General features: G+C 72.6%; 11 protein-coding genes and 1 pseudogene. 7 read left to right on the top strand and 5 right to left on the bottom strand.

Features of this window, described 5'->3' with window-relative positions:
* Positions 1-217: pseudogene (locus ABZS51_RS40505) on the bottom strand (hypothetical protein); the annotation flags it as partial.
* A complete protein-coding gene (locus ABZS51_RS40500) occupies positions 214-1,281 on the bottom strand; it encodes an LLM class flavin-dependent oxidoreductase (protein WP_355453031.1) in 1,068 nt (355 codons plus the stop codon). The gene ABZS51_RS40500 and the pseudogene ABZS51_RS40505, both read right to left, overlap by 4 nt.
* A 95-nt stretch (positions 1,282-1,376) precedes the next feature.
* Here ABZS51_RS40500 and ABZS51_RS40495 point away from each other — a divergent pair, with 95 nt between their 5' ends.
* Positions 1,377-1,829, top strand: a complete 453-nt coding sequence (locus ABZS51_RS40495; protein WP_355453028.1) for a hypothetical protein — start codon at positions 1,377-1,379, stop codon at positions 1,827-1,829.
* Positions 1,830-1,835: 6 nt separating this feature from the next.
* Here the strand turns inward: ABZS51_RS40495 and ABZS51_RS40490 are convergent, their stop codons facing one another.
* On the bottom strand, positions 1,836-2,816 hold the full coding sequence (locus ABZS51_RS40490) for an acyl-CoA dehydrogenase family protein (RefSeq protein ID WP_355453025.1): 981 nt from the start codon (positions 2,814-2,816) through the stop codon (positions 1,836-1,838).
* 130 nt (positions 2,817-2,946) lie between these two features.
* On the opposite strand from ABZS51_RS40490, the gene ABZS51_RS40485 reads away from it, so the two are divergent.
* Together ABZS51_RS40485 and ABZS51_RS40480 are read left to right on the top strand one after the other, a co-directional pair.
* On the top strand, positions 2,947-3,621 hold the full coding sequence (locus ABZS51_RS40485; protein ID WP_355453022.1) for a hypothetical protein: 675 nt from the start codon (positions 2,947-2,949) through the stop codon (positions 3,619-3,621).
* A 96-nt stretch (positions 3,622-3,717) separates the two neighbouring features.
* The gene (locus ABZS51_RS40480) at positions 3,718-5,463 is read left to right on the top strand and encodes a proline--tRNA ligase (RefSeq protein ID WP_355453019.1); all 1,746 of its coding nucleotides are present in this window, start codon (positions 3,718-3,720) and stop codon (positions 5,461-5,463) included.
* A gap of 211 nt (positions 5,464-5,674) precedes the next feature.
* Here ABZS51_RS40480 and ABZS51_RS40475 read toward each other — a convergent pair whose 3' ends face one another.
* Positions 5,675-6,163, bottom strand: a complete 489-nt coding sequence (locus ABZS51_RS40475; RefSeq protein WP_355453016.1) for a ferritin-like domain-containing protein — start codon at positions 6,161-6,163, stop codon at positions 5,675-5,677.
* Positions 6,164-6,402: 239 nt separating this feature from the next.
* Positions 6,403-6,936: a hypothetical protein gene (locus ABZS51_RS40470; RefSeq protein WP_355453013.1), complete on the bottom strand. Its 534-nt coding sequence runs from the start codon at positions 6,934-6,936 to the stop codon at positions 6,403-6,405.
* A 659-nt stretch (positions 6,937-7,595) separates the two neighbouring features.
* On the opposite strand from ABZS51_RS40470, the gene rimP reads away from it, so the two are divergent.
* The 4 genes from rimP to infB all read left to right on the top strand — a co-directional run bounded on the left by rimP (position 7,596) and on the right by infB (position 12,665).
* A complete protein-coding gene (gene rimP, locus ABZS51_RS40465; RefSeq protein ID WP_355453010.1) occupies positions 7,596-8,105 on the top strand; it encodes a ribosome maturation factor RimP in 510 nt (169 codons plus the stop codon).
* Between the two features lie 12 nt (positions 8,106-8,117).
* Positions 8,118-9,122, top strand: coding sequence for a transcription termination factor NusA (gene nusA, locus ABZS51_RS40460; protein WP_310717405.1), 1,005 nt, complete (start codon positions 8,118-8,120; stop codon positions 9,120-9,122).
* Positions 9,106-9,408: a YlxR family protein gene (locus tag ABZS51_RS40455; RefSeq protein WP_310717404.1), complete on the top strand. Its 303-nt coding sequence runs from the start codon at positions 9,106-9,108 to the stop codon at positions 9,406-9,408. The genes nusA and ABZS51_RS40455 overlap by 17 nt, the downstream gene beginning before the upstream one ends.
* A gap of 125 nt (positions 9,409-9,533) precedes the next feature.
* The gene (infB, locus tag ABZS51_RS40450; protein ID WP_355453006.1) at positions 9,534-12,665 is read left to right on the top strand and encodes a translation initiation factor IF-2; all 3,132 of its coding nucleotides are present in this window, start codon (positions 9,534-9,536) and stop codon (positions 12,663-12,665) included.
* The last annotated feature ends 86 nt before the right edge of the window (positions 12,666-12,751 follow it).

Raw genomic sequence — 12,751 nt, 5'->3', positions numbered from 1 at the left:
CCGTGGCCAGCGCGTTCCTGCTCGGCGCGGACCGGGTGATCTGCATCGACCGGTTCCCGTACCGGCTGCGGTACGCCGAGCGCGCCGGAGCGGAGAGCGGGAAGACGCCGGAGGCGTCGGGCGGCACGTGGAGCAGCCCGGTGGCGGCGGCCCCGGCCGCGCCGAGGTCGTCACGGGTGAGCCAGCGGTACGCCGCCGCGCCCGCCCCGGCGGTCATGACGCCACCTCGTCCATGAACCGCCGCATGGACGAGGTCACGTGCTCGTGGGCGAGGCCGCCGACCTGGCACTGCAGGATGAGGTCCGTGGCGCCCGCCTCCGCGATGCGGGTCAGCGCCTTGCGCGACCCCTCCACGTCGTCGACCACCACCATCAGGTGCTCGCGCAACGTGGCCATCGCCTCCTCGGGCGGCATCCCGGCCGCGAGCTGGCCCAGCACCCGGTGGGTGGCGTGGCGCGCGTCGTAGTAGTCCGGCGGGGTGACGAGGTTGACCTGGCGGCGGATGTACCACAGGACGGCGTCGGCGGCCGTCGCGGCGGCCTCGTCCCTGGTGGGGCCGACGTACCAGGGGATCATCAGCGCGACCCGCCGCGTGGCCGGGTCGAACCCCGCCTCGGCCAGCGCCTCCCGGTAGCGGGCTATGTCGGTGGCCACGTCGTCGATGCCCTTGAGCATGGTCATGCCGAGCAGGTTGTAGCCGTGCCTGGCCGCCGCGAGGTAGCCGTCCAGGGACGTGGAGGCCACCCAGACCGGCGGATGCGGCACCTGGGCGGGACGGGGGTAGACGGCCACGTCGGGGATCTCGAAGAACTCGTTGGAGCGGCTGACCGGCTCGCCGTCGGCCCGCCAGATGGCCAGCGTGGCCTCCAGGCAGTCCTCCCAGATCTGGCGCGACTTCTCGAACGGGCGCTGGAAGGCCTGGTACTCCAGCGGGGAGGCGCCGCGCCCGGTGCCGAACTCCACCCGCCCGCCGCTGACCACGTCCAGCGTGGCGATCCGTTCGGCCGTCCGGATGGGCGACTGGAACGGCAGCAGCACGACGCCCAGCCCGAGGTGGATGCGCTCGGTCCGCTGCGAGACGGCGGCCAGCACGAGGTCGGGGGCGGAGGAGTGGGAGAAGCCCCTGGTGAAGTGGTGCTCCACGAACCACGCGGTGTCGAATCCCAGCTCGTCGCCGAGCACGACCTGCTCGATCACGTTCTGGAACGCCTGTTGCTCGACCTCGCGGGAGCGCCCGCGGACCTCCAGCTCGTACCCCAGGCTGATCCGTAGGGACGTCATCGCGCCTCCGGCGAAAGTAGTAAACCAAGCGCTCGCTTGGTAGAGACTACCAGCGCGAAACACTTGCGGGAAGGGCGCGGTCGCGATCAAAGTGGATGCTCGTGAGGCGAAAGCACGCGCTGCGGCGGGCGAAGGAAGAGGGCGACCTCACTCCCGACGGCGCGCGCCGCCACGAGGCCCTGGGGCGGGTCATGGCGGCCCTGGCCACCGAGGCCGAGTTCATCGAGTCCTGCCGCGACCTCACCTGGTGGCGCGGCTCCGACGACAGCTGGCACCTCGAATGGCGTGACGGGCCGTTCGCCTCCGAGGTGGCCGTCCTGCTCGCCGAGCGGCTGGCCGTGCCCGGCGACGTCACGCCCGCCGGCCCCGGCAGCGAGATGTCGGCGGTGCTCGACGTCATGGGCGTCCGCTTCGAGCTGCACGCCATCGACCCCATGGGCACGGCCCGCGTACGGGCCAAGCCGGGCTTCTGGCGGCTGGCCGAGGCGCTCGACACCACGCGCCGCACCAACGCCCGCCACCCCTGGGAGGAGCTCCTCGGCGGCTGACCGGTCCTAGCCGAGGACGCGGGCGGCCAGTCGCGCGCGGTGCGCCTGCGGAGGGCCGAACAACTGCGCGTCGGAGGTGGCCCGCTTGAAGTAGCGGTGCGCGGGATGCTCCAGGGTGACCCCGATGCCGCCGTGGATCTGGATGTTCTCGCCGGCGGCCGTCAGGTACGCCTCCGAGCAGTACGAGCCCGCGATCGCGGCCGCCTCCTCCAGCTCCGCCCCCTCCGCTCCCTCCGCTTTCTCCGCGCCGGCCGCACCCAGGGCCGCCGAGCGGGCCGACTCCACCAGCAGCAGCAGATCCGCCAGCTTGTGCTTGACCGCCTGGAACGAGCCGATCGGCCGGCCGAACTGGTGTCTCTCCTTGGCGTAGGCGGTGGCCGTCTCCAGGCAGCTCGCCGCCCCGCCGGTCTGCTCGGCCGCGAGGGCCGCGACGCTGAGGTCGCGCACGCGCGCCCAGCCCGAGCCGTCGCCCGCCCGTCGCGCCGGGACGCGGTCGAAGGTCAGCTCCTCCAGCGGCCGGCTCTCGTCCATCGTCCGGTGCCGCACGCGCCGCGTCGGCTCGGCCTCCACCAGCATCCCGCCCGCGTACACGAGCACCAGGTCGCCCGCCAGGGCGTACGGCACCGTGCCCGACAGGAGGCCGTCCGCCAGGTCGAGGTCGCCGTCGCCGGGCAGCGCCACGGTCGCGGAGCGCCCGCCGCCCGCCAGCACGGGCAGCAGCCGCGCCATGGCCTCCTCGTCGCCGCCCGCCTTGACCGCCTCCACGGCGAGCACCGCCGTCTGCAGGAACGGGTACGGCGACAGGGCCCGGCCCAGCTCCTCGGCCACGGCCGCGACCTCGGCGGGGCCGCCTCCCGCGCCGCCGTACTCCTCCGGGACGGCCAGCCCCGCGACCCCCAGTTCCCCGGCGAACGCCTGCCAGGGGGCGCCGGGACGGCCGGACAGGTAGGAGCGGACCACGTGGCGAAGCTCGTCGGTGACCGTCACGGCCGTCAGACTACCAAGCGATTGTTTGCCTTATCTTGACCAGCCAGTTTTTGCGGTTTCAGTGCAGCCGCATAACCCATTTATGGTCGTCCGTCCCGAGGATCCAGGGGAGGTATGACCGGGGATGGACATGAAGAAGCCGGCGATCGACTACGCGGACTTCGCCGAGTACGACCGGCGGCAACGCGGCATCGAACGGCATGTGCTGGCGGCGTTCCTCGGGGGGCTGGCCGTCGGCCTCGTCGGCATGCTCGTGTCCCAGAGCGGCCCCGCCTGGCTCCGCCACCTCTACGACCCGTACGCCTACCTGGCCCTGGCCATCGCGCTCGGCGTGACCGCGCAGGGGTTCGGCTGGGCGGCGCTGAGCACGTTCCTCGCCGCCGTGTCGACGCTGGTGGCGGCCATGGGGGCGAGCGCGCTGCACGGCGGCGACTTCACCTTCGACGTCATCGGCGGCAGCGCGTCCGGACTCAACTGGACCCTGATCATGCTGGTCGGCCTCGGCCTGCTCGCCTACGTGGCCCGCAGGAAGGACCACTGGGGCGACCTCGCGGCGGGCGCCGTGGGCGGCGCGCTGCTCGCGGACGTGGTGGACCGCTCCACACCCGGCTTCATCGCCGCCGAGGACGGGTTCTGGCCGGCCGTCGCGGCCGTGGTCGGGGGCCTGTCCATCGCGGCCGTGATCGCCCTGCGCAACTCCCTCGCCGGCCGGCTGCGCGCGCTCGTGATCTCGGGCGTGCTCGCGGGGGTGGCCACCATCGTGCTCACGGACGAGCTGTGGGGCCCGTTCTGGGTCGCCTTCTGACGAGGGCGCCGGGCGCCGCCGGTTTATGCCGAGCGGTTCCTGGTCCGGAGTCGATAGCCTGTAGTCCTCCGTATCCGTGCCGAACAAGGAGTAGCCGTGTCGCTGCGCATGTCGTCGTTGTTTCTTCGCACCCTGCGGGACGACCCGGCAGACGCGGAAGTGCCGAGCCACAAGCTCCTCGTCCGCGCCGGCTACGTCCGCCGCGTGGCGCCCGGCATCTACTCGTGGCTGCCCCTCGGCAAGATGGTGATGGAGAGCGTCGCCCGCGTCGTCCGCGAGGAGATGAACCGCATGGGCGGCCAGGAGGTGCTCTTCCCCGCGCTGCTGCCCCGCGAGTACTACGAGGCGACCGGCCGCTGGACCGAGTACGGCGACCTGCTGTTCCGCCTCCATGACCGCAAGGGCGTCGACTACCTCCTCGGGCCCACCCACGAGGAGCTCTTCGCCGACATGGTGAAGGGCGAGTACAGCTCCTACAAGGACTACCCGGTCACGCTCTACCAGATCCAGACGAAGTACCGCGACGAGGCGCGGCCCCGCGCCGGCATCCTGCGCGGCCGCGAGTTCCTCATGAAGGACTCCTACTCCTTCGACCTGGACGACGACGGTCTCAAGCACTCCTACGAGCAGCACCGCGAGACCTACATCCGGATCTTCGACCGGCTCGGCATCGACTACAAGATCGTGTTCGCCACGTCCGGGGCGATGGGCGGCTCGGCCTCCGAGGAGTTCCTGGCGCCGACCCCCACCGGCGAGGACACGTTCGTCGCCTGCCACTCGTGCGGCTACGCGGCCAACGCCGAGGCCGTCACCACCACGCCGCCCCCCGCCCGCGCCGTCGAGGACCAGGAGCCGCTGCGGGTCCTCGACACCCCCGGCACGCCGACCATCGACACGCTGGTCTCGTACGTCAACGAGCACCACGGCCTGTCCGTCACCGCCGCCGACACCCTCAAGAACGTCGTCGTCAAGGTGACCACCCCCGGCACCGACAAGGTCGAGACCCTCGTCGTCGGCGTCCCCGGCGACCGCGAGGTCGACTTCAAGCGCCTGGAGGCGTCGCTGGCCCCCGGTGAGCCGGCGATCTTCGAGGCCGAGGACTTCGCCCGGCACCCCGGCCTCGTCCGCGGCTACATCGGTCCCCAGGTCCTGCGCGAGCTCGGCATCCGCTACCTCGTCGACCCGCGCGTCGTCACCGGCAGCTCCTGGGTGACCGGCGCCAACGAGCCCGGCAAGCACGCCGCCCACGTGGTGGCCGGCCGCGACTTCGTCCCCGACGGCACCATCGAGGCCGCCGAGGTGCGCGCCGGCGACCCCTGCCCCCGGTGCGGCTCCGAGCTGTCCATCGACCGCGGCATCGAGATCGGCCACATCTTCCAGCTCGGCCGCAAGTACGCCGACGCCGCCGGACTCGACGCGCTCGGCCCCGACGGCAAGCCCATCCGCGTCACCATGGGCTCCTACGGCATCGGCGTCTCCCGCGCCGTCGCCGTCATCGCCGAGCAGCTCCACGACCAGCTCGGCCTGGTGTGGCCGCGCGAGGTCGCCCCGGCCGACGTCCACATCGTCGGCACCGGCAAGGAGAACCAGATCGAGGCAGCCCTGGAGCTGGCCGCCGAGCTGGAGTCCCGTGGCCTGCGCGTCCTCGTGGACGACCGGGCCGGGGTTTCGCCCGGGGTGAAGTTCAAGGACGCGGAGCTGCTGGGCATGCCGACCATCGTCGTGGTGGGCCGAGGGCTCACCCAGGGCGTGGTGGAGCTGCGCGACCGGGTCTCGGGCGAGAAGTCGGAGATCCCGCTCGCCGAGGCCGCCGACCGCATCACGGCCGCCTGCACAGGCTGACCGTCCGCTCTCGGCCCCCGGCGCACGGGGGCCCGCACATGGGCGGCCGTGCGGCAGTCCGGGGCGCACCCCGGCTCCGTACGGCCCCCCGGGACGCGGAACGGCGCCTGAGACGCCTCCAGGCCGCTCCACACGCCTGGGACCAGGGCCGGCTGTCTGTGGCCCTGGCCGCCGCCTGCTCAGCCGCTTTGTGGACCCGGCCGCCTGCGGCCTAGCCGCCCGTGGGCGCGGAGGGCGATGCCGGCGGGGAGACGGGCGTAGGGCCGGGGGAGGCGGGTGGCGCGGCGGCGGGCATGCCCGGGAACGCCGTCCCGATCGCCGGCCGGAACGCGTACGAACGCGCCACCGCCTCCTGCATGGCCAGCGCCGCGTACTTGCGCAGCGCCGGGTCGTCGGCGGCGACCAGCTCCAGGTAGGCCGCCGTCACACCGGTCTCGACCTGCACGGCCAGGCGGACGGCGTCGGTGGGTGTGGACGGGACGAGGGGCAGCGAGTAGGACGGCTCGGCCTCGGCGGGCCGCCCGCCCCGGGCCGTGACGAACGCGCGCAACTGGTCACGGCGGGCACGGTGCGCGTCGAAGGCCCGCGTGGCCTTGGACCGCAGCGTCCCGCTGGTGCGCGCACCGATCAGCCCGTACGCGAAGACGGCGGCGTGCTCGGCGGCCAGCGCCTTGCCGAGCCTCTCGGCGTCACCGCTCACGAGGACCTCCTGCTGCTCTCACGACCTCACGCTCTCACGAGCCTTCCCACACCCGCACCTCTCACGACCACCCGCACACCACGACGCCCGCCGCCCGTATCCGGCGACGCCGCCCGCACCCGGCGGATCACCTGCAGACCGCACACGCCGTTCGTCCGTCCCGTGCTCACCGCGCGCCCACCGCCTGCACGCCGGCGCCTCCACGCCTGCGCCGCCCGTTCCCGCTGCCTGCCGTGCGGTCACAGGGACCGCGGCAGGGCCAGGGCGTGGGCGGCCTCGCAGGCGCCGATGCTGGCGACCAGCTGGGCCATCGAGGGCGCGATCCCGGAGAGCGCGCGGGCACGCCGGGCGGACGCCTTGCGTTCCAGCTCCCGCAGTGACGACAGCGACACCTTGGCCGCCGCACCCGCCGTGGGAGTCCCGGCCGTGGGAGCTCCCCCTGACGGACCTCTTGAGGAGGGCGCGCCCGGAGAGGACGGGGCGCCGGACGCCGGGGAGGCCGCCGCGGGGAAGCGGCGGCGCAGCTCCGCCAGATGCGCCTGGTGCCGGTCGCGGAACGGGGCCAGCGCGTTCGCCCCCTTGGTGATGAGCGCCGCGTACAGGCCGATCACATACTCCTTGTCGGCGATGAGCTGCCGCGCGAGGACCAGCTCCGGCGGCTCCTGGGCCGCCTCCGACGGTCCGGTGCCGCCGGACTCGCCGCTGCACCCCGTGAGCGCCACCGCGGCCGCTCCGCCCGCCAGCACGGCTCGCCGGGACAGGGAAGGGCGCACGGGAAGAGACCTCCAGAACGCGGACGTACGCAGCCCTCGGGGCCACGGCTGGACGTGAGGAGCCCTCCGGGCGGGACAGGACCTGAACGGCCCTCCGCGCCGCGGACGGGACGTGAGTAGCCCTCCGGACTACGGACGCAAGAAGCATCGTACGGGCTCGCGCCCCTGCCCGCCGTCAGGCAAGGCCGCGAGGGCCGCCCTTTCTGGCGCCCCGTCCGGCCTCCTGACGTCGCCGCCGAGTCTCCCGGACGTCTCCGCCACGTCCCGAAAGACGTCTCCACCCGTCTCCGGACGTCCTCCGCGTCTCCGGGGACGTCTCCGGGGACGTCTCCGTCCGTCTCGGGCCCGCCGAGTGTTTGCGCACGTCCGCCGCCCAGGGACGTCTGCACCGTGTCCCCGGACGTCCATCCCGTCCCGAGGACGTCTCCCGGGACGTTCTCTCCCGCGCCCCTTCGGGGGACCCCGTGACATCGCCGCAGTGTCCGGCTCGTACGCTCAGCCCTACGTCTGGTGCGTCCACACCGACTGGCGCTCTTTGGACGCCCTCCTACAGATAGGGTGTCAACTGTCGTCGCTGGCTGAGCGGCCGGGCGGCGGAGAGCCAGGAGAGCCAGAGGCGAGGTCCGCCCGGCTGCAACATGACAATAGGGGAGGTCGATATGGGCAGCGATTCACCCCGCGACCACCTGATGAAGCTCCTTGAGCCCGTCGTCGGCGCGGAGGGCCTCGACCTGGAGGACGTCACGGTCACGCAGGCGGGCAAGCGCCGCCTGCTGCGTGTGATCGTCGACCGCGACGGAGGGGTGAGCCTCGACGACATCGCCGACGTGAGCCAGGCCGTCTCAACGGCCCTCGACGAGACCGACGCGATGGGCCCCGCGGCCTACACGCTCGAGGTCTCCTCGCCGGGCGTCGACCGCCCGCTGACGGAGCCGCGCCACTGGCGCCGCGCCGCCAGGCGGCTGGTGAAGGCGGAGCTGCGCGACGGCACCGTGCTGGAGGGCCGGGTGCGCTCGGCCGACGAGAGCGGCGTCGACCTCGACGTCGACGGCGATGTGCGCCGGCTCGACTATCAGGACCTGGCCCGCGGACGGGTGCAGGTGGAGTTCCGCCGGTTCGACGACGACGCGGACGACGCGTACGCGGACGTCGACGGCGACGAAGGCTAAGGGGGAAGCCTCGTGGACATCGACATGAGCGTCCTGCGCAGCCTGGAGAGGGAGAAGGACATCTCCTTCGACCTGGTCGTCAAGGCCATCGAGGACGCGCTGCTGATCGCGTATTTCCGCACGGAGGGCGCGGCGCCCAAGGCGCGCGCCCAGCTCGACCGCACCAGCGGGCACGTCACGATCTTGGCGGCCGAGCTGGACGAGGACGGCGAGATCGTCCGGGAGTACGACGACACACCGGGCAACTTCAGCCGGATCGCGGCGACCACCGCCAAGCAGGTCATCCTGCAGCAGCTGCGCGACGCCGAGGACGAGATCAACTTCGGCGAGTTCGCCAGCCGTGAGGGCGAGCTGGTCTCGGGCGTGATCCAGCAGGGCAAGGACCCGCGCGTGGTGCTGGTCGACCTCGGCAAGATCGAGGCCGTGCTGCCGCACAACGAGCAGGTGCCCGGCGAGGACTACGTGCACGGTGAGCGCCTGCGCGTCTACGTGGTGCAGGTGAAGAAGGGCCACAAGGGTCCTTCGGTCACCCTGTCGCGCACGCACCCGGGCCTGGTCAAGAAGCTGTTCGCGCTGGAGGTGCCGGAGATCGCCGACGGCACCGTGGAGATCGCCGCGGTCGCCCGCGAGGCCGGTCACCGCACGAAGATCGCCGTCAGGTCGCGCAAGCCCGGCGTCAACCCGAAGGGCGCGTGCATCGGCCCGATGGGGTCGCGGGTGCGCAACGTGATGACCGAGCTGCACGGCGAGAAGATCGACATCATCGACTGGTCGGAGGACCCCGGCGAGTTCGTCGGGAATGCCCTGTCACCCGCGCGTGTTTCCCACGTCGAGGTTCTCGATCTCGAAGGGCGAGTGGCGAGGGTGACCGTGCCTGACTACCAGCTTTCGCTGGCGATCGGCAAGGAAGGGCAGAATGCCCGGCTTGCCGCCAGGCTCACCGGATGGCGGATTGACATCCGTCCTGACACCCAGGCCGAGGATGCCGCCGGTTCCGTAGATGCGTCAACGCGGTAAGCTGGAATATGGTGGCCAGGCGGGCCCGCAGCGCACCTGTGTGGGTTGCAGGGTTCGCACGGCTAAGTCCGAGCTGCTCCGCTTGGTGCGGGTCGGGGACCATGTGGTCCTTGACCTGCGAGGACGGCTTCCGGGCCGAGGGGCTTCACTGCACCCGGCCATGAGTTGTCTGGAGCTTGCCGAGCGTCGCCGAGCGTTTCCGCGCGCGTTTCGCGTGCCGGGGCCGCTTGACGTCTCGCGTGTGCGAGTGCACCTGGACGGGGAGGACCCACGAAATGTCATGTAGGACGCCGAGTTGATGGGCGGAGTCAGATTGCTATGAGCGCCTGATGAGCACGCGGCGATGAAGACCACAAGGTAACGACGGTCCGGACGGCACAGCCAGCCTCCCGGGCCGAGTAAGGGAGTGCAGTGGCGAAGGTCCGGGTATACGAGCTCGCTAAGGAGTTCGGAGTCGAGAGCAAGGTCGTCATGGCCAAGCTCCAGGAGATGGGGGAGTTCGTCCGTTCGGCGTCCTCCACCATAGAGGCGCCGGTCGTCCGGCGGCTCACCGAAGCTTTGGGCGTATCCAAGCCCTCCAGGGGCGGCGGATCGTCGTCCAGGCCGCAGCCGCCCAGGGCTGCCCCCCGGCCGGCCGAGAGCCAGGCCGGCAACGGCGCCGCCGAGGCGCCGGCCCCCACGGCCCCGCGTCCGGGTCCGGGCCCCAAGCCCGGTCCGCGTCCGGGCCCTGCGGGTCCCTCGGCCCCGTCGGCCCCCGCGAGTCCGGCGAGCCCCGCGAGCGGCACGCCTCGCCCGCCGGTGGCCATGCCTCACGAGCAGCAGCAGCGGCAGCCCGAGGCCGCGCGCGGCGAGACGTCCGGCGCACCGCAGGCGCGCTTCGAGTCCGGATCGGGCACGCGCCCGACGCCGGGTCCCCGTCCGGGCCCCGCGGCTCGTCCCGGCCCCAAGCCGGGCCCCGCGCCCCGTCCGGGTGCCTCCGGCGGCGGCGCCCCCGGCGGTGCTCCGCGTCCCGGCGCCCCGGCCGGCTCCCCCGGTGGCGGTCCGCGCCCCGGCCCCGGTCCCAAGCCGGGCCCGCGTGGTCCCCGTCCGGGCAACAACCCGTTCTCGTCCAACGCCAGCGGCATGGGCCAGTCCCGTCCGCCGCGTCCGGGCGGCCAGCGTGACAGTGGCGGTCCCGGTCAGCGTGAGCGTCGTGACGGTCCGCCGCGCGACGGAGCGATGCCGCGACCGCCGCAGAGCCGTGAGGGCGGCAGGCCGGCGCCCGGCGGTCCGCGTCCGGGTCCGCCCGGCGCCGCGGGTCCGCGTCCCGGCCCCGGTGCCGGTGGTCCGCGTCCTGGTGGACCGCGTCCCAACCCGATGATGATGCCGCAGGGCCGGCCCGCCGGTCCCGGTGGTGGCGGCGGCGGTGGCCGTCCGGGTGGCGGCCCCGGTGGCCGTCCCGGTGGCGGCGGTGGCCGTCCCGGCGGCGGTGGCGGCGGTCGTCCGGGTGGCGGCGGCGGTTTCGCCGGCCGTCCGGGTGGCGGCGGTGGCCGTCCCGGCACCAGCACGGGTGCTCCCGGCGGCGGTGGCGGCTTCGCCGGCCGTCCCGGTGGCGGCGGTCGCGGTCGCGGTGGCGGCACGGCCGGTGCCTTCGGGCGTCCCGGTGGCCGTCCGGCGCGCGGTCGCAAGTCCAAGCGCCAGAGGCGCCAGGAGTTCGACAACATGTCGGCGCCGGCGATCGGCGGCGTGCAGGTCGCTCGCGGCAACGGCGCGACGATCCGCCTTCCGCGCGGCGCGTCGCTGTCCGACTTCGCCGACCGCATCGGCGCGAACCCCGCCTCGCTCGTGCAGATCATGCTGCACCTCGGCGAGATGGTGACCGCGACGCAGTCGGTCAACGAGGACACCCTGCAGGCGCTCGGCGTCGAGCTGGACTACAACATCCAGATCGTCAGCCCGGAGGAGGAGGACCGCGAGCTTCTCGAGGCCTTCGACATCGAGTTCGGCGAGGACGACGGCGACGAGGCCGACCTGGCCGCGCGTCCGCCGGTCGTGACCGTCATGGGTCACGTCGACCACGGTAAGACCAAGCTGCTCGACGCCATCCGCAAGACCAACGTGGTGGCGCGCGAGGCGGGTGGCATCACCCAGCACATCGGTGCCTACCAGGTCGCCACCGAGCACGAGGGCGAAGAGCGCAAGATCACCTTCATCGACACCCCCGGTCACGAGGCGTTCACCGCCATGCGTGCCCGAGGCGCGAAGTCCACGGACATCGCGGTGCTGGTGGTCGCGGCCGACGACGGCGTGAAGCCGCAGACGATCGAGGCGCTCAACCACGCCCAGGCGGCCGACGTGCCGATCGTGGTCGCGGTCAACAAGGTGGACAAGGAGGGCGCCGACCCCAACAAGGTCAGGGCCCAGCTCACCGAGTACGGCCTGGTCGCGGAGGAGTACGGAGGCTCGACGCTCTTCGTCGACATCTCGGCGAAGAACGGCACCGGCATCGACGAGCTCCTCGAGGCGATCATCCTGACCGCCGACGCCGAGCTCGACCTGCGGGCCAACCCGACCATGGACGCCCAGGGCATCGCGATCGAGGCGCACCTGGACAAGGGCCGCGGCCCCGTCGCGACCGTCCTCGTCCAGCGCGGCACGTTGCGCGTCGGCGACTCGATCGTCTGTGGCGAGGCCTACGGCCGCGTCCGGGCGATGCTCGACGACAGCGGCGAGCTGGTCGAAGAGGCCACGCCGTCCCGTCCCGTCCTGGTGATGGGCCTGACGGCCGTGCCGAGCGCCGGTGACAACTTCATCGTCGTCACCGACGACCGCATGGCCCGCCAGATCGCCCAGCAGCGCGCGGCGCGCAAGCGCAGCGCCGACATGGCGAAGTCGAGCCGTCGCCGCACCCTCGAGGAGCTGTTCAGCGACCTCGAGAAGGGCCGCGTCGACGAGCTCAAGCTCATCATCAAGGGTGACGTGTCCGGCTCGGTCGAGGCCCTGGAAGACGCTCTGCTCAAGATCGACGTTGGCGACGAGGTCAGGCTCCGTGTCCTGCACCGCGCCGTCGGCGCCATCACCGAGTACGACGTCAACCTGGCCGTCGCCGACGACAACGCGGTCATCATCGGCTTCAACGTCCGGCCTGAGCCCCGGGCGCGCGACCTGGCCGAGCGCGAGGGCGTCGACATCCGCTACTACTCGGTCATCTACCAGGCGATCGAGGAGATCGAGGCGGCGCTCAAGGGCATGCTCAAGCCCGAGTTCGAAGAGGTCCAGATGGGCACGGCGGAGGTCCGCGAGGTCTTCAAGGTGCCGAAGATCGGCAACGTCGCCGGTTCGCTGGTCCGCTCCGGCCTGATCGTCCGCAACAGCAAGGCCAGGATCATCCGCGACGGCGTCGTCGTCGCGGACAACCTGACCGTCTCGTCGCTGCGTCGCTTCAAGGATGACGCGACCGAGGTCCGCGAGGGCTTCGAGTGCGGTATCGGTGTCGGCTACAACGACATCCGGATCGACGACGTGATCGAGACGTTCGAAATGCGGGAGAAGCCGCGCGCGTAAGCACGCGGCCGGGCCCGTGCCCGCCGGAGGTGGCGCACGGCCACACGCACGCGGGCCAGGGCTGACCCTTGCCAGATCGGGACAGA

It is taken from the genome of Nonomuraea sp. NPDC005501, from assembly GCF_040605905.1.
Lineage (GTDB): Bacteria > Actinomycetota > Actinomycetes > Streptosporangiales > Streptosporangiaceae > Nonomuraea.
Note: the sequence above shows the minus strand (reverse complement) of the source record. Positions and strands in the feature narration are given on the sequence as shown.

What these genes read in the sequence shown, in the direction of transcription:
- ABZS51_RS40485 (WP_355453022.1), top strand. Translation starts at nt 2,947, where the DNA reads ATGAAGAAGCCGGCGATCGACTACGCGGACTTCGCCGAGTACGACCGG.
- rimP (WP_355453010.1), top strand. Translation starts at nt 7,596, where the DNA reads ATGGGCAGCGATTCACCCCGCGACCACCTGATGAAGCTCCTTGAGCCC.
- ABZS51_RS40500 (WP_355453031.1), bottom strand. Translation starts at nt 1,281, where the DNA reads ATGACGTCCCTACGGATCAGCCTGGGGTACGAGCTGGAGGTCCGCGGG.
- ABZS51_RS40455 (WP_310717404.1), top strand. Translation starts at nt 9,106, where the DNA reads ATGCGTCAACGCGGTAAGCTGGAATATGGTGGCCAGGCGGGCCCGCAG.
- ABZS51_RS40495 (WP_355453028.1), top strand. Translation starts at nt 1,377, where the DNA reads ATGCTCGTGAGGCGAAAGCACGCGCTGCGGCGGGCGAAGGAAGAGGGC.